At 61.8% G+C, this 19,186-nt stretch carries 18 protein-coding genes; 16 read left to right on the top strand and 2 right to left on the bottom strand.

Annotated features, from left to right (window positions below; all coding sequences use genetic code 11):
- Positions 1-90: 90 nt before the first annotated feature.
- The 4 genes from KSS91_RS21855 (at position 91) to KSS91_RS21840 (ending at position 3,258) form a co-directional block, all read left to right on the top strand.
- Complete coding sequence (locus tag KSS91_RS21855; RefSeq protein ID WP_217836092.1) at positions 91-750, top strand: transglutaminase-like domain-containing protein; 660 nt, start codon at positions 91-93, stop codon at positions 748-750.
- Positions 751-793: 43 nt separating this feature from the next.
- Entirely contained in the window at positions 794-1,417 is a 624-nt protein-coding gene (locus KSS91_RS21850) for a glutathione S-transferase family protein (RefSeq protein WP_217836091.1), read from the top strand.
- A 132-nt stretch (positions 1,418-1,549) separates the two neighbouring features.
- The gene (locus KSS91_RS21845; RefSeq protein ID WP_217836090.1) at positions 1,550-2,482 is read left to right on the top strand and encodes an ABC transporter ATP-binding protein; all 933 of its coding nucleotides are present in this window, start codon (positions 1,550-1,552) and stop codon (positions 2,480-2,482) included.
- Positions 2,479-3,258, top strand: a complete 780-nt coding sequence (locus KSS91_RS21840; RefSeq protein ID WP_217836089.1) for an ABC transporter permease — start codon at positions 2,479-2,481, stop codon at positions 3,256-3,258. Before KSS91_RS21845 ends, KSS91_RS21840 begins: the two co-directional genes overlap by 4 nt.
- A 146-nt stretch (positions 3,259-3,404) precedes the next feature.
- On the opposite strand, the gene KSS91_RS21835 is transcribed toward KSS91_RS21840, so the two are convergent.
- The gene (locus KSS91_RS21835) at positions 3,405-3,920 is read right to left on the bottom strand and encodes a DUF2062 domain-containing protein (protein ID WP_015096398.1); all 516 of its coding nucleotides are present in this window, start codon (positions 3,918-3,920) and stop codon (positions 3,405-3,407) included.
- Positions 3,921-4,055: 135 nt separating this feature from the next.
- Between KSS91_RS21835 and KSS91_RS21830 the strand changes: the two genes are divergently transcribed.
- The 12 genes from KSS91_RS21830 (at position 4,056) to KSS91_RS21775 (ending at position 15,525) form a co-directional block, all read left to right on the top strand.
- Entirely contained in the window at positions 4,056-6,290 is a 2,235-nt protein-coding gene (locus tag KSS91_RS21830; protein ID WP_217836088.1) for a DNA internalization-related competence protein ComEC/Rec2, read from the top strand.
- A 98-nt stretch (positions 6,291-6,388) separates the two neighbouring features.
- Positions 6,389-7,024: a MotA/TolQ/ExbB proton channel family protein gene (locus tag KSS91_RS21825; protein ID WP_033047600.1), complete on the top strand. Its 636-nt coding sequence runs from the start codon at positions 6,389-6,391 to the stop codon at positions 7,022-7,024.
- The gene (locus KSS91_RS21820) at positions 7,021-7,449 is read left to right on the top strand and encodes an ExbD/TolR family protein (protein WP_007972252.1); all 429 of its coding nucleotides are present in this window, start codon (positions 7,021-7,023) and stop codon (positions 7,447-7,449) included. Before KSS91_RS21825 ends, KSS91_RS21820 begins: the two co-directional genes overlap by 4 nt.
- On the top strand, positions 7,449-8,459 hold the full coding sequence (gene lpxK / locus KSS91_RS21815) for a tetraacyldisaccharide 4'-kinase (RefSeq protein WP_217836087.1): 1,011 nt from the start codon (positions 7,449-7,451) through the stop codon (positions 8,457-8,459). The genes KSS91_RS21820 and lpxK overlap by 1 nt, the downstream gene beginning before the upstream one ends.
- Before the next feature lie 24 nt (positions 8,460-8,483).
- Complete coding sequence (locus KSS91_RS21810) at positions 8,484-8,669, top strand: Trm112 family protein (protein ID WP_003179363.1); 186 nt, start codon at positions 8,484-8,486, stop codon at positions 8,667-8,669.
- Positions 8,666-9,430, top strand: coding sequence for a 3-deoxy-manno-octulosonate cytidylyltransferase (gene kdsB, locus KSS91_RS21805; RefSeq protein ID WP_217836086.1), 765 nt, complete (start codon positions 8,666-8,668; stop codon positions 9,428-9,430). The genes KSS91_RS21810 and kdsB overlap by 4 nt, the downstream gene beginning before the upstream one ends.
- Positions 9,430-9,894, top strand: a complete 465-nt coding sequence (locus KSS91_RS21800) for a low molecular weight protein-tyrosine-phosphatase (protein WP_217836085.1) — start codon at positions 9,430-9,432, stop codon at positions 9,892-9,894. The genes kdsB and KSS91_RS21800 overlap by 1 nt, the downstream gene beginning before the upstream one ends.
- Positions 9,891-10,910 carry a UDP-N-acetylmuramate dehydrogenase gene (gene murB / locus KSS91_RS21795; RefSeq protein WP_217836084.1) on the top strand — a complete coding sequence of 340 codons (1,020 nt, stop codon included), beginning with the start codon at positions 9,891-9,893 and terminating at the stop codon, positions 10,908-10,910. The genes KSS91_RS21800 and murB overlap by 4 nt, the downstream gene beginning before the upstream one ends.
- Positions 10,911-11,151: 241 nt before the next feature.
- On the top strand, positions 11,152-11,622 hold the full coding sequence (locus tag KSS91_RS21790; protein WP_015096391.1) for a (2Fe-2S)-binding protein: 471 nt from the start codon (positions 11,152-11,154) through the stop codon (positions 11,620-11,622).
- Positions 11,619-13,949, top strand: a complete 2,331-nt coding sequence (locus KSS91_RS21785) for a xanthine dehydrogenase family protein molybdopterin-binding subunit (protein WP_217836083.1) — start codon at positions 11,619-11,621, stop codon at positions 13,947-13,949. The genes KSS91_RS21790 and KSS91_RS21785 overlap by 4 nt, the downstream gene beginning before the upstream one ends.
- Complete coding sequence (locus KSS91_RS21780) at positions 13,949-14,932, top strand: XdhC family protein (protein ID WP_217836082.1); 984 nt, start codon at positions 13,949-13,951, stop codon at positions 14,930-14,932. Before KSS91_RS21785 ends, KSS91_RS21780 begins: the two co-directional genes overlap by 1 nt.
- Positions 14,929-15,525, top strand: coding sequence for a nucleotidyltransferase family protein (locus tag KSS91_RS21775; RefSeq protein WP_217836081.1), 597 nt, complete (start codon positions 14,929-14,931; stop codon positions 15,523-15,525). Before KSS91_RS21780 ends, KSS91_RS21775 begins: the two co-directional genes overlap by 4 nt.
- Positions 15,526-15,698: 173 nt before the next feature.
- On the opposite strand, the gene rne is transcribed toward KSS91_RS21775, so the two are convergent.
- Complete coding sequence (gene rne / locus KSS91_RS21770) at positions 15,699-18,893, bottom strand: ribonuclease E (RefSeq protein WP_217836080.1); 3,195 nt, start codon at positions 18,891-18,893, stop codon at positions 15,699-15,701.
- Positions 18,894-19,186 lie beyond the last annotated feature (293 nt).

Raw genomic sequence — 19,186 nt, 5'->3', positions numbered from 1 at the left:
AGCGGCAAAGCGCCCATGTTTGGCCGAAACGTCGTTATCTCTGTGCTGAAGCTCTCGCTAGACTCGGGGCTTCCCCTGGAGATTATTCTCATGCACGAGTACCTGAGTCCCGGCCGCTTCATCGATAGTGACCATCCGTCCGTGGTGGAGTTCGCCGAAAAACACCGTGGTGCCAGTCGCGATCCGCTTGAGCAGGCGATCAATCTCTATTACGCCGTGCGCGAAGCGGTGCGCTACAACCCGTACACCTTCAGTCGCGATCCGCAGACCCTGCGCGGCAGTCATGCATTGGCGACCGGGGAAAGTTACTGCGTGCCCAAGGCCACGTTGCTGGCAGGTTGCGCACGGCATTGCGCGATTCCCGCGCGGATCGGCCTGGCAGATGTGCGCAATCATTTGTCGACGCCTCGGCTGCTTGAGTTGCTCAAGAGCGACATGTTCGCCATGCACGGCTACACCGAGTTTTATTTGCAGGGTCGCTGGATCAAGGCGACGCCGGCGTTCAACCGCAAACTCTGCGAGCTGTTCAATGTGGCGCCGCTGGAATTCGACGGGATCAACGACAGCGTTTTTCATCCCTTCAACCGCGATGGCGCGAAGTTGATGGAGTACCTCGTCGATCACGGCCAGTTCGCTGACGTCCCCGAAAGGTTCTTTTTCGAACACCTGGAAAAATGCTATCCGCACCTGTTCGGTGAGCAGCAGCCAGCGCTGTTGGGTGACATGCAGAGCGATTTGAGTCGCCCCTGATCCGGCGTATGCTGCCTGCCCACTTACCAAAAAAGAGGCGGTCATGCTGAAGATCTGGGGTCGGAAAAACTCGTCGAATGTCAGAAAGCCATTGTGGGCCGCCGAAGAACTGGGCCTGACCTATGAGGCTATCGATGCCGGTGGCGCCTTTGGTGTCGTCGATACGCCCGAGTACCGCGCGATGAACCCCAACGGTCGGGTGCCGGTGATCGAGGACGATGGTTTCGTGTTGTGGGAATCCAATGCCATAGTGCGTTACCTGATGGCCCGCCATGCCGCCGACACGGCCTGGTACCCCGCGGATCTGCAAGCCCGTGCCAGCGCCGACAAATGGATGGACTGGACCACCTCAAGCTTTGCCGGCCCGTTCCGTACCCTGTTCTGGGGTGTTCTGCGTACCCCGGCAGACCAGCAGGACTGGCCCGCCATCAAGGCGGCGATCAGGGAATGCGACACACTGCTGGCGATGGCCGACCAGGCGTTGGCGAACAAGCCCTACCTGTCCGGAGACGAGATCGGCATGGGTGATATTCCCCTGGGCAGTTTCATTTATGCCTGGTTCGAGATGCCGATCGAGCGTGCGCCACTACCGCATCTGCAGGCCTGGTACGCGCGGTTGAAACAGCGTCCGGCGTATCAAAAGGCGGTCATGACCGCGTTGACTTAATACTCACTATCGACACGCTTGACTGTACTTGTGAGGCGGCGACAAGCACCATTGTGCCAAGTTGTTGCGGTTGTATTGTTCGCCGCCGCCCATACTTATCCCTTTCTTCCCTTCTTGGTGCGTAAATCAGATATGAGTTCCGCTCTGTCCATCCGGCAGCTAACCAAAACCTACGGCAACGGTTTCCAGGCCCTGAGTGGTATCGATCTGGACGTCGCCGAAGGTGACTTTTTCGCCTTGCTCGGCCCCAACGGCGCCGGCAAATCCACGACCATCGGCATTCTCTCGACCCTGGTGAACAAGACCAGCGGCACGGTGAATATCTTCGGTCATGACCTGGACAAAAATCCTGCACAGCTCAAACGCTGCATCGGCGTGGTGCCTCAGGAATTCAACTTCAACCAGTTCGAAAAGACCTTCGACATCGTCGTGACCCAGGCCGGCTACTACGGCATCCCGGCGAAAATCGCCAAGGAACGCGCGGAACAGTACCTGACCCAGTTGGGCCTGTGGGACAAGAAGGACGTGCCGTCGCGTTCACTGTCCGGCGGCATGAAGCGTCGCCTGATGATCGCCCGCGCGCTGGTGCATGAGCCGCGCCTGCTGATCCTCGACGAACCGACTGCCGGGGTGGACATCGAGCTGCGTCGCTCGATGTGGAGCTTCCTCACCGAGCTGAACGAGAAAGGCATCACCATCATCCTCACCACCCATTATCTGGAAGAGGCTGAGCAGTTGTGCCGCAACATCGGCATCATCGATCACGGCACCATCGTCGAGAACACCAGCATGCGTCAGTTGCTCAGCCAACTGCATGTCGAAACCTTTCTGCTGGACCTCAAGGGCGACCTGTCCGCCGCGCCCCAGTTGCTCGGCTACCCGTCCCGGCTGATCGACAGCCACACCCTGGAAGTCCAGGTGGAAAAGTCCATGGGCATCACCGCGTTGTTCACCCAGCTGGCGCAGCAGAACATTGAAGTGCTGAGCCTGCGTAACAAAACCAATCGCCTCGAGGAGTTGTTCGTGTCCCTGGTGGAGAAAAATCTGTCGAAGGTGGCGGTATGAGTTCCGAGTTGCGCCCCAACCTCATTGCCCTCAACACCATCGTTTACCGTGAAGTCCGGCGTTTCACCCGGATCTGGCCGCAGACCCTGCTGCCGCCAGCCATCACCATGGTCCTGTACTTCGTGATCTTCGGTAACCTGATTGGTCGGCAAATCGGCGACATGGGTGGCTTCACCTACATGGAGTACATCGTGCCGGGGCTGATCATGATGTCGGTGATCACCAACTCCTACGGCAACGTGGTGTCGAGTTTCTTCGGCAGCAAATTCCAGCGTTCCATCGAAGAACTGATGGTCTCGCCGCTGTCGCCGCACACCATCCTGATCGGCTACACCCTGGGCGGCGTGCTGCGCGGGTTGATGGTGGGGATCATCGTGACCCTGCTGTCGTTGTTCTTCACCCATTTGCAGGTGCATCACCTGGGCGTGACCGTTCTGGTGGTGGTGCTGACGGCGACCATCTTCTCGCTGCTGGGCTTCATCAACGCCGTGTTTGCGCGCAACTTCGATGATATTTCGATCATTCCGACTTTCGTGCTGACGCCACTGACCTACCTGGGCGGGGTCTTCTACTCGATCACCTTGCTGCCACCGTTCTGGCAGACCGTTTCCCTGGCCAACCCGGTGCTGCACATGGTCAACGCATTCCGTTACGGCATCCTCGGGGTGTCGGATATCCGCATCAGTGTGGCCATCGCTTTCATGCTGGTCGCGACCGTGGTGCTGTACCTCGGTTGTGCACGGTTGCTGGTCAGCGGGCGCGGGATGCGTACCTGACCCTCCTTGTAGGAGCTGCCGAAGGCTGCGATCTTTTGGCTTTTAACGAGTCCAAATCAAGATCAAAAGATCGCAGCCTGCGGCAGCTCCTACAGGGGGTATATGGCAGTTGTAAAAAACGGCGCCCTGGGCGCCGTTTTGCATTTTCACATTCGGCTCTTCTTGCGCCGCTTCCATTGCCTGGCCACCCACCAGCGCCAATACGCCATCACCAGGAAGTAGGACAGCGCACCGAGGGCCAGCCCCGTCACCACCGAACCCAACAGAAACGGTTGCCACAAGGTCGAGATTTCGCCCCTGATCCATTCCCAGGTCAGTGCGTCCGGCAACTGTCGGGCGGGGACATCCATCAGCCAGGCGCCGGTCTGGTAGGTGCAAAAGAATACGGCAGGCATGGTGATCGGGTTGGTCAGCCAGACCAGGCTCACGGCGATCGGCATGTTGCCGCGCACGATGATGGCGAGAGTTGCCGCCAGCAGCATCTGCAACGGGATTGGCAGGAACGCCGCGAACAAACCCACCGCCATGGCGCGGGCCACGGAGTGGCGGTTGAGGTGCCAGAGGTTCGGGTCATGCAGCAGCGTGCCGAGAAAGCGTAAGGATTTGTGTTCCCTGATGCTCATCGGGTCTGGCATGTAACGTTTGAATAAGCGCCGGGGCATAAGGCTTCTCGGTCGGTCAGGGTGGCAAGTATGTCTGGATTCTATGAACTGCCCATTCAGACTTTGTGACAATTAATAACGGCGCCCACGCGACGGGCGGGCTAAGCCTTGGAGGGTACTCTCAAGGACGGGCTTATGCGCACAGGGATGATGGCGTTGGCGCTGGGGCTGCTGACTTTGCGTTTTTTGCCGGCTTTGCCGCCGGTCTGGTTGTGGCTGGCGATGCCGGTGGCTGGTTTGATGTTGTTGCCATTCAGGACGTATCCGGTGGGGTTTTACCTGTTCGGTTTGAGTTGGGCCTGCGCGAATGCGCAGTGGGCGCTGGATGACCGGTTGCCGCCGGCGCTGGACGGAGAAACCCGCTGGGTCGAAGGACGGGTCACTGGCTTGCCCCGGCATGACGACGGTGTCGTGCGTTTCGAATTGACCGACATCCAGTCCCGGCGCACCCGCCTGCCGCGGCAAATGCGCCTGGCCTGGTACGGCGGGCCGCCGGTGAACAGTGGTGAGCGCTGGCGTCTGGCAGTCAAATTGAAGCGCCCGGTCGGGCTCCTCAATCCGCAGGCGGTCGACTACCAGGCCTGGTTGCTGGCACAACACATCGGGGCGACCGGGACGGTCAAGCAGGGCGACCGCCTTGCGCCAGCCCAATGGGCCTGGCGCGATGGCATCCGCCAGCGTTTGCAAGCGGTGGATGCCCAGGGCCGAGGCGGCGCGTTGACCGCGTTGGTGCTCGGGGACGGTGCCGGGCTGAGTCGCGAAGACTGGCAGATATTGCAGGACACCGGCACGGTGCATCTGTTGGTGATTTCCGGGCAGCACATCGGCTTGCTGGCGGGCGTCGTGTATCTGTTGATTGCCGGCCTGGCCCGCCTTGGGTTATGGCCGAATCGTCTGCCATGGCTGCCTTGGGCGTGTGGACTGGCATTCGCCGCGGCACTCGGTTACGGGATGCTGGCGGGATTCGGGGTGCCGGTGCGACGAGCCTGCCTGATGCTTGGCCTGGTGTTGCTGTGGCGTCTGCGGTTTCGTCATCTCGGTGCGTGGTGGCCGCTTTTACTGGCACTCTGCGGTATTTTGCTGCTGGAGCCGCTGGCGAGTCTCCAGCCTGGTTTCTGGCTGTCTTTCGCGGCAGTGGCCGTCTTGATATTGACCTTCGGCGGCCGGTTGGGCCCCTGGCGATGGTGGCAAACCTGGACCCGCGCCCAGTGGCTGATTGCGATCGGATTGTGCCCGTTACTGTTGATATTGGGATTGCCGATCAGCCTTAGCGGTCCGGCAGCCAATTTGCTGGCGGTACCGTGGATCAGTCTGCTGGTGTTGCCACCGGCCTTGCTCGGGACATTGCTGTTGCCGGTGCCCTACGTGGGCGAGGGCCTGTTGTGGCTGGCGGGCGGTTTGATCGGTGAGTTGTTCAGGGTCCTGGCGTTGTTGGCCGAGGTGCTACCCGCGTGGGTACCGAAGGCGATTCCTTTGGGGGTATGGAGCCTCGGCGCGCTGGGCGCTTTTCTACTGCTGTTGCCGCGTGGCGTTCCGCTGCGTCCGTTGGGTTGGCCGCTGCTGCTGTTGCTGGTATTCCCACCCCGGTCAATGCTGCCGGAAGGCATCGCTGAAGTCTGGCAGTTGGATGTGGGGCAGGGGCTGGCTATTCTGGTGCGCACCCGGCATTACACTTTGTTGTATGACGCCGGACCGCGATTCGGTGAGCTTGACCAGGGGGAGCGGGTGGTGCTGCCGGCGTTGCACAAACTGGGGGTGAAGGGCCTCGACCTGATGCTGATCAGCCACGCCCATGCCGATCATGCCGGTGGTGCCCCGGCGATTGCCAAGGGCTTGCCGGTAATAGAGGTGGTCAGTGGTGAACCCTCTGACTTGCCTGTGGAACTGCAGGCCGGGCGTTGTGAGAGCGGCCGGCAATGGACCTGGGATGAAGTCGACTTCCAGCTTTGGCACTGGCCATTGGCCGGCGACAGCAACCAGAACTCCTGTGTCTTGTTGATCGAGGCCAATGGCGAACGGTTGCTGTTGAGTGGCGACATCGATGCCGCCGCCGAAAGAGCCCTGCTGGACAGTCCGTTGGCCCTGCCTACCGATTGGCTGCAGGCACCACACCACGGCAGTCGCAGTTCGTCGTCAAATGCCCTGCTGGATATCCTGCAACCTAAAGGGGCGCTGATCTCCCGCGGCCAGGGCAATTCATTTGGCCATCCGCATCCCACGGTGATCGCGCGTTATCAAAAACGCGGGATGGCGATCTACGACAGCGTCGACCAGGGTGCCATTCGTCTGCAACTGGGGCGCTTCGAGCCACCGTGGTCGATGCGCCAGGAACGGCGTTTCTGGCGCGATCCGCCGCCTTCGAAGCCATGACCGGGCGTTATCAAGGCCCGACCGGATGCGACATCACGGTCTTCGGTGCGCCCACCCCCTATGTTAGAGTGGCGCACTTTTTCGAGGGGACTGTCACTGTGTGGGAATTGGTCAAATCCGGCGGCTGGATGATGCTGCCGATCATTCTGAGCTCCATCGTGGCCATGGCCATCGTCGCCGAACGTCTCTGGACTCTGCGCGCCAGCCGCGTGACCCCGGAGCACTTGCTCGGGCAGGTCTGGGTCTGGATCAAGGACAAACAGCTCAACAAGGAAAAACTCAAGGAACTGCGCGCCAACTCCCCGTTGGGCGAGATCCTGGCGGCCGGCCTGGCCAACTCAAAACATGGTCGCGAGATCATGAAGGAGTGTATCGAAGAGGCCGCACAACGGGTCATCCATGAGCTCGAGCGCTACGTCGCCGCCCTCGGCACCATCGCCGCCATGGCGCCGTTGCTGGGTCTGCTGGGTACGGTGCTGGGCATGATCGATATTTTCAGTGCGTTCACAGGCTCAGGCATGACAACCAACGCTTCGGTACTGGCCGGTGGTATTTCCAAGGCCCTGATCACCACGGCCGCGGGCCTGATGGTGGGTATCCCCGCAGTGTTTTTCCACCGTTTCCTGCAACGCCGGATCGATGAGCTGGTGGTGGGCATGGAGCAGGAAGCGATCAAGCTGGTCGAAGTGGTGCAGGGCGATCGCGACGTGGACCTGACCGGGAGCAAAGCGTGAAATTCCGCCGCAAACCACGGGAAACGGTGGACATCAACCTCGCATCGCTGATCGACGTGGTGTTCATCCTGTTGCTGTTTTTCGTCGTGACTACCACCTTTACCCGTGAGACCCAGCTGCGCGTCGATCTGCCGGAAGCGGTCAGCGGCACGCCGGCCGATGATCAGAGCAAGCCACTGGACATCGCCATCAGCGCCGACGGCGTGTTCTCGGTGAACAACCAGATCCTGCCGAAAAGCGACCTCGCCTCGCTGATGGACGCGCTGCAAAAGGAAGCCAACGGCGACACCAACCGGCCGCTGTCCATCAGTGCTGACGGCAAGACTGCGCATCAGTCCGTGGTGACAGCCATGGATGCCGCCGGCAAACTCGGCTTCAGTCACTTGCGCATGACCACCATCGAGGCGGCGCCTCCCGCGCCCTGATGGCCATGTCCGATCGATTGCTCGCCGCGTGGTACGCAGGTCATCCGGCCCTGAAGCTGTTACAGCCACTGGAATGGCTGTACCGGCGCGTGGTCATGAACAAACGCAAGCGCTTTCTGGCGGGTGAGGGCGAGATCTACCAGCCACCGGTGCCGCTGATCGTGGTCGGCAACATCACCGTGGGAGGCACCGGCAAGACGCCGCTGATTCTATGGATGATCGAGCACTGCCAGCGCAGCGGCCTGCGGGTCGGTGTGGTCAGCCGCGGCTATGGCGCCAAACCGCCGCAGTTGCCGTGGCGGGTCGAGGCCGGGCAGAGCGCCGACGTCGCCGGTGACGAGCCGTTGCTGATTGTCCAGCGCACGGGCGTGCCGCTGATGATCGACCCCGATCGCAGCAGCGCCGTCAAAGCCTTGCTGGCCAGTGAGCCGCTGGATCTGATCCTGTCCGACGACGGCATGCAGCACTACCGCATGGCCCGTGACCTCGAACTGGTGCTGATCGACGCCGCCCGTGGTCTGGGCAACCGCCGTTGCCTGCCCGCCGGGCCATTGCGTGAGCCGGTCGAGCGCCTGCAAAGCGTCGACGCGGTGCTCTACAACGGTGCCGCATCCGACCGCGACGATGGCTTTGCCTTTCAATTGCAACCCACTGCACTGGTCAATCTGCGCAGTGGCGAACGCCGTCCCCTCGATCATTTTTCCGCCGGCCAGGCCCTGCACGCGGTGGCCGGTATCGGCAATCCGCAACGTTTCTTCAAGACCCTCGAAACGCTACACTGGCAGCCTGTTCCACATGCGTTTGCCGACCACGCTGAATACAGCGTGCAGGCGTTGAATTTCACGCCGTCATTGCCGTTGGTAATGACGGAAAAAGACGCGGTGAAATGCCGTGCCTTTGCCGCCGCCGATTGGTGGTACCTGGCGGTCGATGCCGTGCCGTCGCCGGCCTTCGTGGCCTGGTTCGACACACAGTTGATGCGCCTGCTGCCGGATCGTTTGTTGCCTTAACTCCGTTTTTTCCAGGGAATGCTCATGGACACCAAATTGCTCGACATCCTCGCTTGCCCGGTCTGCAAAGGCCCGCTCAAGCTCAGCGCCGACAAGACCGAGCTGATCAGCAAGGGCGCCGGCCTGGCCTACCCGATTCGCGACGGCATCCCGGTGATGCTCGAGTCGGAAGCGCGCACCCTGACCACCGATGAGCGTCTGGATAAATGACCACTGCCTTTACCGTCGTCATTCCATCGCGTTATGCCTCCACCCGCCTGCCAGGCAAGCCGCTGCTGCTGATCGCCGGCAAGCCGATGATCCAGCACGTCTGGGAACAGGCGAGCAAAAGCAGCGCCGGGCGGGTGGTGGTTGCCACTGACGACGCGCGCATCGTCGAGGCCTGCAATGGCTTCGGTGCAGAAGTGGTGCTGACCCGTGAGGATCACAATTCCGGCACCGATCGCCTGGCTGAAGTCGCGATGAAACTGGGCCTGGCGCCCGATGCCATCGTCGTCAACGTCCAGGGCGACGAGCCGCTGATCCCGCCGAGCGTGATCGATCAGGTCGCCGCCAACCTGGCGGCCCACGCTGAAGCGCGCATGGCCACCCTGGCCGAGCCGATCGAAGATGCGGACACCCTGTTCAATCCCAACGTGGTCAAGGTCGTCAGCGACCTCAATGGCCTGGCGCTCACGTTCAGTCGCTCCACCTTGCCATGGGCGCGGGATGCGTTTGCCGTGAGCCCTGAGCAGTTGCCGGAAGGTGTGCCGTATCGCCGCCATATCGGCATCTATGCCTACCGTGCCGGTTTCCTGCAGGATTTCGTCAACTGGGGTCCATGCTGGCTGGAAAACACCGAGTGCCTGGAACAGCTGCGTGCCCTGTGGCACGGCGTGCGGATCCACGTGGCCGACGCATTGATCGCGCCGCCTGCCGGCGTCGATACCGCTGAAGACCTCGAGCGCGTTCGTCGCCTGCTGGAGGCGTGATGCGCGTTTTGTTCGTGTGCCTGGGCAACATCTGCCGTTCTCCCACGGCCGAAGGCGTGCTGCGGCACAAACTGCGCGAAGCGGGGCTGGCCGATCAGATTGAGGTCGCTTCCGCCGGAACCGGTGACTGGCATGTCGGCAAGGCGCCGGACAAGCGCAGCCAGGCCGCGGCGAAGCTGCGCGGTTACGACTTGTCGGCCCAGCGCGCCCGGCAAGTCAGCCGCGCCGATTTCGCCACCTACGACCTGATCCTCGCGATGGACAACAGTAACCTGCGCAACCTCAAGGCCTTGCAGCCCGCCAAGGGCAAGGCCGAGCTGGATCTGTTCCTGCGCCGTTACCAGTCGCCAATCGATGAAGTGCTGGACCCGTACTACGACGGCGAGCAAGGCTTCGAGCAGGTGTTGGACCTGATCGAGCGCGCCAGCGATTTGCTGGTGATCGAATTGAAGGGACGGTTATGAGTTTGCAGATTCAATCGCAGGTGTCGCTCAAGCCGTTCAACAGCTTTGGCGTGGATGTCCAGGCCCGGTTGTTTGCCGAGGCCCATAGCGACGCCGATGTGCGCGAAGCCCTGGCTTATGGGCTGGAGCACAAGGTCCCGGTACTGGTGATCGGCGGTGGCAGCAATCTGTTGCTGACGGCGGATATTGAATCACTGGTGCTGCGCATGGCCACTCGCGGGATTCGCGTGCTGAGCGATGACGACGGCAAAGTGGTGATCGAGGCCGAGGCGGGCGAGCCCTGGCATCCCTTTGTGCAACACACCCTGGCGCTTGGGTTGTCCGGCCTGGAAAACCTCAGCCTGATTCCCGGCACCGTGGGTGCGGCACCGATGCAGAACATCGGCGCCTATGGGGTCGAGATCAAGGACGTGTTCGCCGGCCTGACCGCCCTCGATCGCCAGACCGGCGAACTGCGCGATTTCAGCCTGGCGCAGTGCAACTTTGCTTACCGCGACAGCCTGTTCAAGCAGGAACCGGGGCGCTGGTTGATCCTGCGTGTGCGTTTCGCCCTCGACCGTGCCGCGCATTTGCACCTGGAGTACGGCCCGGTGCGTCAGCGCTTGACCGAACAAGGTATCGAGCATCCGACCGCCCGCGATGTCAGCCAAGCCATTTGCAGCATCCGCAACGAAAAACTCCCGGACCCGGCCGTGCTTGGCAATGCCGGCAGTTTCTTCAAGAACCCCTTGGTGTCAGCGGCGCTGGCTGCACGGCTCAAGGGCGAATACCCGGACCTGGTGGCCTATGCGCAACCCGACGGGCAGATGAAACTGGCCGCTGGCTGGTTGATCGAGCGGGCAGGCTGGAAAGGTTTTCGCGATGCCGACGCAGGTGTTCACAAGCTGCAGGCGCTGGTGCTGGTCAACTATGGCGGCGCAACGGGCATGCAATTGCTGAACCTGGCGCAGCGCATCCAGAAAGACATTTCAGAACGATTCCATGTCGACCTGGAAATGGAACCGAACCGGTATTGAGCTAAGCTTTCAGGACAGATCAAAAAGCCCTGCACGATGTTTATTGTGCAGGGCTTTTTTGTTAATGCTCGGTTAACTTAGTCAGCTAACGATGCACACTCTTGCTCCACCAAAGGCCCGGTGCAGACCCTTTTCGTCCGCACAAGAGAGCCGATTAGCCTGAGTCGATCTGCGTGCGACCCACCGAGATCCAGCGGCAGATTGCTCGACCCCATAACTCAAGAACTATGCGGGCGTGCCCATGATTACCCTGAAACTCAATGGTCAAGACCATCAACTCGATGTCACCGAGGACATGCCGCTGCTCTGGGCGATCCGTGACGTGGCCGGTTACAACGGCACCAAGTTCGGCTGCGGCATGGGCCTGTGCGGAGCCTGCACGATTCATATCGAAGGGGCTCCGGCACGCAGTTGCATCACGCCCATCGGTTCCGTCGTCGGTCAGAATGTCAGCACCATCGACAACCTGCACGCCGACCCGATAGGCAAAGTCGTCCAGCAAGCCTGGCTCGACACGGCGGTCGCCCAATGCGGTTTCTGCCAGGGTGGTCAAATCATGTCGGCGACAGCGCTGCTCAAGACCCACCCGAACCCCAGCGACGAGCAGATTGAAGAAGCAATGGTCGGCAACATCTGCCGCTGCGGCACCTACAACCGCATCAAGACCGCCATCCGCCAGGCCTCCACTCACCTGAAGGAGGCCAAGGCATGAGCCGCTTACCGAATGATTTCACCCTGAGCAATCTGAGCCAGCTCAGTCGCCGTGGTTTTCTCAAAGGCGTGGGCGCCACCAGTGCGCTGGTTTTGGCGGCGAGTTGGGGCTGGCAAGACGCTTTTGCCGAAGAGAAAGACAAGAAGTTCGGCGCCGATGGCATGCCCCACGGCTGGGTCGACGATCCGAAGGTCTATGTGAGCATCGCCGCCGATGGCACGGTGACCGTGATTTGCAACCGCTCGGAAATGGGGCAGGGCGTGCGCACCAGCCTGACCATGGTGGTGGCTGATGAGCTGGAAGCCGATTGGGCGCGGGTCAAGGTACAGCAGGCACCGGGCGATGAAGCACGTTTCGGCAACCAGGACACCGACGGCTCACGCAGCATGCGTCACTGGTACGAACCGATGCGTCGTTGCGGGGCTGCTGCACGCGCCATGCTGGAACAGGCCGCTGCTGACCAGTGGAAAGTGTCGGTGGGCGAGTGCCATGCGCAACTGCATAAAGTCATCCACAAACCCTCGGGCCGCGAACTGGATTATGGCGCGCTCGCCGCCGCTGCCAGCGCTTTGGCCGTACCGGCCCGTGACAGCCTTAGGCTCAAGCAGCCTTCGGAATTCCGTTACATCGGCAAGGAAGGCACCAAGGCCATCGATGGTGAGGACATCGTCAACGGCCGTGCCGTTTACGGTGCCGACGTGCATTTCGACGGCATGCTCTACGCGACGATTGCCCGACCCACGGTGTATGGCGGCAAAGTCAAAAGTTTCGACGCCAGTGCGGCGATGAAAGTCCCCGGCGTGGTCAAGGTGCTGCAGATCGAAAGTCGTCCGTTGCCTTCGGAGTTCCAGCCCCTGGGTGGCATTGCCGTGGTGGCGAGCAATACCTGGGCGGCGATCAAGGGCCGCGAGGCGCTGAAAATCGAGTGGGATGACGGCCCCAACGCCAGCTACGACTCGATCGCCTATCGCAAGGAGCTCGAAGCGGCCTCGCTCAAGCCTGGCAAGGTGGTGCGCAATACCGGCAACATCGACGAGGCCATGAGCAGCGCCGACAGTACGCTGGAAGCCTCTTACTACTTGCCGCATTTGTCACAGTCACCGATGGAACCGATGGTCGCCATTGCGCGGTTCAAGGACGGTGCGTGCGAGGCCTGGGGGCCAAGCCAGGCGCCGCAGGTCACCCGGGAGCGGATCGGTGAACGCCTGGGGCTGCCGTTCGAAAAGGTCACGTTCAACGTGACCTTGCTGGGCGGTGGGTTCGGGCGCAAGTCCAAGCCTGACTTCATCATCGAAGCCGCGATCCTTGCCAAGGAATTCCCCGGCAAGGCGGTGCGGGTGCAATGGACCCGCGAAGACGACATCCACTGTTCCTACTTCCACACCGTATCGGCCGAATACCTCAAGGCCAGCCTGAACAAGGACGGTCTGCCGTCCGGTTGGTTGCACCGTACGGTGGCGCCGAGCATCACGGCGTTGTTTGCGCCTGGCATGAACCATGAGGCGGCGTTCGAACTGGGCATGGGCTTCACCAACATGGCGTATGCGATCCCCAACATTCGCCTGGAAAACCCCGAGGCTACGGTGCATACCCGTGTTGGCTGGTATCGCTCGGTGTCGAACATTCCCCATGGCTTCGCGATCCAGAGTTTTATCGATGAACTGGCGCACAAGGCTGGGGAAGATCCGCTGAAGTACCAAGTCAGATTGCTCGGGCCGGACCGTCAGATCGATCCGCGCACCTTGAGCGAAGAGTGGAACTACGGTGAATCCCCCGAGCGGTATCCGATCGACACCGCGCGCCTGCGCACGGTACTGGAGACCGCCGCCAAAGCCGCCGGATGGGGGCGTGAGCTGCCCAAGGGCCGCGGCCTGGGCCTGGCGGTGCATTACAGTTTCGTGACCTATGTGGCGGCGGTAATCGAGGTAGAGGTCAAAGACGACGGCACGCTGGTGGTGCACAAGGCCGACATCGCTGTCGATTGCGGACCGCAGATCAATCCCGAGCGGATTCGCGCGCAATTCGAGGGCGCCTGCGTCATGGGCCTGGGTAATGCTGTACTGGGGGAAATCAGCTTCAAGGACGGCAAGGTCCAGCAGGATAACTTCCACATGTACGAAGTGGCGCGCATGTCCCTGGCGCCGAAAGAGGTGGCGGTGCATCTGGTGACGCCACCGGGTGACGTGCCATTGGGCGGGGTCGGTGAGCCGGGTGTGCCACCGATTGCGCCGGCCCTGTGCAATGCGATCTTTGCAGCCACCGGCAAGCGCATCCGTAACCTGCCGGTTCGTTATCAGTTGTCGGGCTGGCAGCAGGCCGGTGCCTGATGGACAGCGCCGACCTGAACGTCCTGCGCAGTGTGCTGCAATGGCAGCGCGCCGGTCAGCGGGTGGTGTTGTACAGCGTGGTCGAAACCTGGGGCACTGCGCCCCGGGCACCCGGCGCCATGCTGGCCTTGCGTGAAGACGGCGTGGTGATTGGCTCGGTTTCCGGCGGGTGTGTCGAGGATGACTTGATCGCCCGGCTGCACGACGGCCGTCTCGCACTGGACGGGCCGCCGGTGCAACTGATCACGTACGGCGTGACCCGCGAGGAAGCCGCACGTTTCGGTTTGCCCTGCGGCGGCACCTTGCGCTTGACCGAGGAGCGCATCGACGATGGGGATTGGGTCGAGCAACTGCTGGCCCGATGCGAGGCCCATGAAATCGTTGCCCGTGAACTGAACCTGGCCACCGGCGAAGTGCTTTTGCAACCGGCCAGTAAAGCTGACGTCTTGACGTTCGACGGTCAGACCTTGCGGGCGATCTATGGGCCGCGCTGGCGCTTGCTGCTGATCGGCGCGGGGCAGCTGTCGCGCTATGTCGCGGAAATGGCCCGCCTGCTGGATTTCGAGGTGCTGATTTGCGATCCACGCAGCGAGTTCGTCTATGGCTGGGAAGAGCAGCACGGACGATTCGTCTCGGGCATGCCGGATGAGGCGGTGTTGAATATCCAGACCGATGAGCGCACGGCCATCGTGGCCTTGACCCACGATCCGCGCCTGGACGACATGGCGCTGCTCACGGCCCTGGATTCCAAAGCCTTTTACGTTGGAGCACTGGGGTCGCGGGTCAACAGCCAGAAGCGCCGGGAAAACCTGGCTCAACTGGGTTTGTCGCAACCGGCGATTGACCGTTTGCATGGTCCGATCGGCTTGCACATAGGCAGTCATAATCCCGCGGAAATTGCCTTGTCGCTCATGGCGGAAATCGTGGCGGTCAAAAATGGCGTCGAACTGAAACAGAAGAAAGTCTGGTGGGAGAAGGTATGAGCGAGTCCATTGGCGTCGTCGTACTGGCGGCGGGGCAGGGCAGCCGGTTTCGTCAGGTGGCGGGTGCTGAAAGGGATAAGTTGGTGGCCGATTGCACCGGGCGTGACGGCGTGGTGCGGTCCGTCATCGAGCACACATTGGTCAACCTGCCGGCGACGCTGGGCAAACGCGTATTCGTCACCACTGCTGACCGTCCACAGGTGATTCGCATGGCTCAGGCCTATGGCTGCGAGATTGTGCTGATCGAATCGACCGGCATGGGCGACAGCATTGCCGCCGGAGTCGCTGCCTGCAAACAACTCGATGGCTGGCTGATGGTGCTGGGGGATATGCCGTTCATCCTGCCGTCCAGTATCGAGCAAGTGGTGGCGGGTATTGGCAATGACAGTATCAGTGTTCCGGTACAGGGCGGTAAATATGGGCATCCGGTCGGGTTTGGGCGGGACTTCGCAGCGGGGTTGATGGCGCTATCGGGCGATCGTGGCGCGAAACCGCTGTTTGCCCAAGGGCGGGTGATCGAAGTGGCCGTGGATGATCCTGGCGTGTTGTGGGATGTGGATGTGCCTGAGGCACTAACCTTCAGGCCAGCATAGGTCCTTGTGGGAGCGAGCTTGCTCGCGATAGCGGTGGATCAGCTAGCACCAATGTTGAATATCATTCGGCTATCGCGAGCAAGCTCGCTCCCACAGGGGGTTGGGGGATATTCAGGGATATAAAAAAGCCCCGCCTGGGTTCACCAGGCGGGGCTTTTCAGTGGCCGATGGAATCAGGCGAGAGGTTTGGTCTCGTGCTCTTTTTCCAGGGCTTGCTCGTGTTGCTCTACCGCGTCCTGAACGGAGCGCGGCGCTTCGTGGATCACCGACTCAGCCGGCTCGGCAACCACTTCGGCGGCCGGGGCAGGCACTGCCTCAACCGCTTCAACCGGAGCCGCAGCGGCAGCCAGTTCAGCTTCCTTTTGCAGACGCTCGGCTTCGCGCTTGCGACGACGCACTTCACGCGGGTCGTTAGGCGCACGGCCACTTGGCGTCAGGGCGCTGACAGGAGCGGCCTCGACGACTGGCGCAGGCGCTTCGGCAATTACCGGAGCTTCAACGACAGGCGCTTCAACCACCGGCGCCGGAGCCGGTTCTGCTGCAGCAACCACTGGCTCGGAAACCATGGCTTCGGCCACTTGGGTCTCGGCAGCAGGCGCTGGTGTTTCAGCGACGGCTGGCTCGGCCACCCAGTTGAACGCCGTTTGCTCTTCACGCACTTCGCGAACGGTTTCAGTCACGGTCTCGACGACAGCTTCTGCAGCTACGGCAGGTGCTTCAACCACTGGAGCCGGCTCGGCAACCGCTTCAACGGCTGGCTGAGCTTCTGGCGCCACTTCGATTTCCGGCGAGGCGGTGACTTCGACCGGTGTGGTCGCTTCAACGACTGGCGCTTCAACCGGAGCCGCTTCCAGGGTCGCGGCAGTGGCGCGTTCGGCTTGCGCATTGGCTTCAGCTTCGGCTGGAGCGCTGATCACGCTGCTGGCAACGGCTGCAGTGACAGCCAGGCCGGCGGCCAGATCGGCAGTGCTTGGCGCTTCAGCGCTTTCGCCGGACTCGGACTCTTCCGAGCCTTCGATCACGTTGCCGTTGGCGTCACGCTGACGCTCGCGACGGTTGCTGCGACGACGCTGGCCACGGGAGCGGCGGCGTGGACGATCGCCTTCGGCGTTTTCCTGACCCTCTTCCTGCAGTTGCTCTTCGTTGGTGGTCAGTTCTTCTTCGGCAGCGGCGGCAGCAGCTTGTTCGGCACGAGGCTGACGCTCTTCACGCGGTGGGCGTGGAGCACGCTCTTCACGTGGCTGGCGAGCCGGACGCTCTTCTGCGGTAGCAGCGGCGGCCGGAGCAGCCGGAGCGGCATCCAGAGGCTCGCGCAATTCACGCACGCGTTCTTCACGCTCGCCACGTGGCTTGCGATCTTCACGCGGAGCGCGCGGCGCACGTTCTTCACGAGGCGCGCGTGGTGCGCGTTCTTCGCGGGCTACTGCCGGCGTTTCTTCACGGCTCTCGCGAGGCTCGCGCACTTCGCGTGGCTGACGCTCTTCACGCGGTGCGCGCTCTTCACGCGGTGCACGTTCTTCGCGAGGCTTGCGCTCTTCATCGCGGCGACCGTTACGGTTGCGGCTCTGCTGGCGACCGTTGCGACGCTCTTCGTTGCGGGCCGGACGCTCGGCGGCTGGCTTTTCAACCACAACCGGCGCGACAGGCTCTTCCTTGGTGGCGAACAGGCTCACCAGCGACTTCACCAGGCCTTTGAACAGGCTTGGCTCAGGCACGACGGCCGGAGCCGGGGCCGGAGCGGCAACTTCGGTCGGAACCGGAGCGTTGGCGCGGGCCGGAGCGGTCTTGACCGCGGCTTCCTGGCGAACCAGGGTGCGGGTCGCTGCGGCTGGCTGGACTTCTTCGACTTCGGCAGCGGCAGCGGCGATTTCGTAACTGGACTGGTTGGTCGCCGCTTCCGGGCTGTCATCACGCAGGCGTTGCACTTCGAAGTGCGGCGTCTCGAGGTGATCGTTCGGCAGGATGACGATGCGGGCGCGGGTGCGCAGTTCGATCTTGGTAATCGAGTTGCGTTTTTCGTTGAGCAGGAACGCAGCCACCGGGATCGGCACTTGTGCACGAACTTCGGCGGTACGGTCTTTCAGGGCTTCTTCTTCGATCAGGCGCAGGATCGCCAGGGACAGCGATTCAACGTCACGGATGATGCCGGTGCCGTTGCAACGCGGGCAGACGATGCCGCTGCTTTCGCCCAGGGACGGACGCAGGCGCTGACGGGACATTTCCAGCAGGCCGAAGCGCGAGATGCGACCGACTTGCACGCGAGCGCGGTCGGCTTCCAGGCATTCGCGGACTTTCTCTTCCACGGCGCGCTGGTTCTTGGCTGGGGTCATGTCGATGAAGTCGATGACGATCAGGCCGCCGATGTCGCGCAGGCGCAACTGACGGGCGATTTCTTCGGCCGCTTCAAGGTTGGTCTGCAGCGCAGTTTCTTCGATGTCGCTGCCTTTGGTGGCGCGCGCCGAGTTGATGTCGATGGACACCAGGGCTTCGGTCGGATCGATCACGATGGAGCCGCCGGAAGGCAGTTCGACGACGCGCTGGAAAGCGGTTTCGATCTGGCTTTCGATCTGGAAACGGTTGAACAGCGGAACGCTGTCTTCGTAGAGCTTGATCTTGCTGGCGTACTGCGGCATCACCTGGCGGATGAAGGTCAGGGCTTCGTCCTGGGCTTCAACGCTGTCGATCAGCACTTCGCCGATGTCCTGGCGCAGGTAGTCGCGGATCGCGCGGATGATCACGTTGCTTTCCTGGTAGATCAGGAACGGCGCGGCGCGGTCCAGCGAGGCTTCCTTGATGGCGGTCCAGAGCTGCAGCAGGTAGTCGAGGTCCCACTGCATTTCTTCGCTGCTGCGGCCAAGGCCGGCAGTGCGCACGATCAGGCCCATGTCGGCCGGGGCAACCAGGCCGTTCAGGGCTTCACGCAGTTCGTTGCGCTCTTCGCCTTCAATGCGACGGGAGATACCGCCGGCACGCGGGTTGTTCGGCATCAGCACCAGGTAACGACCGGCCAGGCTGATGAAAGTGGTCAGGGCGGCGCCCTTGTTGCCACGTTCTTCTTTTTCGACCTGAACGATGACTTCCTGGCCTTCGCTCAGGACGTCCTTGATGTTGACGCGACCTTCCGGGGCTTTCTTGAAGTATTCGCGGGAGATTTCTTTGAGGGGCAGGAAGCCGTGGCGCTCAGAGCCGAAATCGACAAAGGCAGCCTCGAGGCTTGGTTCGATGCGAGTAATCCGGCCTTTATAGATGTTGGCCTTCTTCTGCTCGCGTGCACCGGATTCGATGTCCAGGTCGTAGAGGCGCTGGCCATCTACCAGTGCAACACGCAACTCTTCGGGTTGAGTTGCGTTAATCAGCATTCTTTTCATGTAGTACCGTCGGTTTCCGGGCTGCCGGAAACGGCGTTCGGCACACACGACTTCTCACGGTCGGTGTCAGGTGCGTCGGGAGTGGTTGGCCATTTCCCGTGTCCAGCGAAGTCCGGCCAATGTGGGCCTTCATCGCGACGTACGCGTCCTGCTTGCTGTGGCTACTTAAGCACTCAGTCAGGAGGAGGAATCAACCAGCGGCTGTGGACGAGATGAAGCGTCTGGAGAAAGCCTGTTGCTACACAGTCCGGCGGTTGTGCATCTCCACCCTACACGTATCCCTGATAATTCGG

Origin of the sequence: Pseudomonas azerbaijanorientalis (genome assembly GCF_019139795.1) — a bacterium.
GTDB classification, from domain to species: Bacteria; Pseudomonadota; Gammaproteobacteria; order Pseudomonadales; family Pseudomonadaceae; genus Aquipseudomonas; species Aquipseudomonas laurylsulfatiphila.
This window is presented reverse-complemented; position numbering and strand designations above follow the sequence as displayed.

Coding starts and splice junctions, on each gene's coding strand:
- KSS91_RS21810 (WP_003179363.1), top strand. CDS start 8,484: ATGGACACCAAATTGCTCGACATCCTCGCTTGCCCGGTCTGCAAAGGC.
- KSS91_RS21850 (WP_217836091.1), top strand. CDS start 794: ATGCTGAAGATCTGGGGTCGGAAAAACTCGTCGAATGTCAGAAAGCCA.
- KSS91_RS21780 (WP_217836082.1), top strand. CDS start 13,949: ATGGACAGCGCCGACCTGAACGTCCTGCGCAGTGTGCTGCAATGGCAG.
- KSS91_RS21775 (WP_217836081.1), top strand. CDS start 14,929: ATGAGCGAGTCCATTGGCGTCGTCGTACTGGCGGCGGGGCAGGGCAGC.
- KSS91_RS21800 (WP_217836085.1), top strand. CDS start 9,430: ATGCGCGTTTTGTTCGTGTGCCTGGGCAACATCTGCCGTTCTCCCACG.
- KSS91_RS21835 (WP_015096398.1), bottom strand. CDS start 3,920: ATGCCCCGGCGCTTATTCAAACGTTACATGCCAGACCCGATGAGCATC.
- KSS91_RS21855 (WP_217836092.1), top strand. CDS start 91: ATGCACGAGTACCTGAGTCCCGGCCGCTTCATCGATAGTGACCATCCG.
- KSS91_RS21830 (WP_217836088.1), top strand. CDS start 4,056: ATGCGCACAGGGATGATGGCGTTGGCGCTGGGGCTGCTGACTTTGCGT.
- murB (WP_217836084.1), top strand. CDS start 9,891: ATGAGTTTGCAGATTCAATCGCAGGTGTCGCTCAAGCCGTTCAACAGC.
- KSS91_RS21845 (WP_217836090.1), top strand. CDS start 1,550: ATGAGTTCCGCTCTGTCCATCCGGCAGCTAACCAAAACCTACGGCAAC.
- KSS91_RS21785 (WP_217836083.1), top strand. CDS start 11,619: ATGAGCCGCTTACCGAATGATTTCACCCTGAGCAATCTGAGCCAGCTC.
- rne (WP_217836080.1), bottom strand. CDS start 18,893: ATGAAAAGAATGCTGATTAACGCAACTCAACCCGAAGAGTTGCGTGTT.
- kdsB (WP_217836086.1), top strand. CDS start 8,666: ATGACCACTGCCTTTACCGTCGTCATTCCATCGCGTTATGCCTCCACC.
- lpxK (WP_217836087.1), top strand. CDS start 7,449: ATGGCCATGTCCGATCGATTGCTCGCCGCGTGGTACGCAGGTCATCCG.
- KSS91_RS21790 (WP_015096391.1), top strand. CDS start 11,152: ATGATTACCCTGAAACTCAATGGTCAAGACCATCAACTCGATGTCACC.
- KSS91_RS21840 (WP_217836089.1), top strand. CDS start 2,479: ATGAGTTCCGAGTTGCGCCCCAACCTCATTGCCCTCAACACCATCGTT.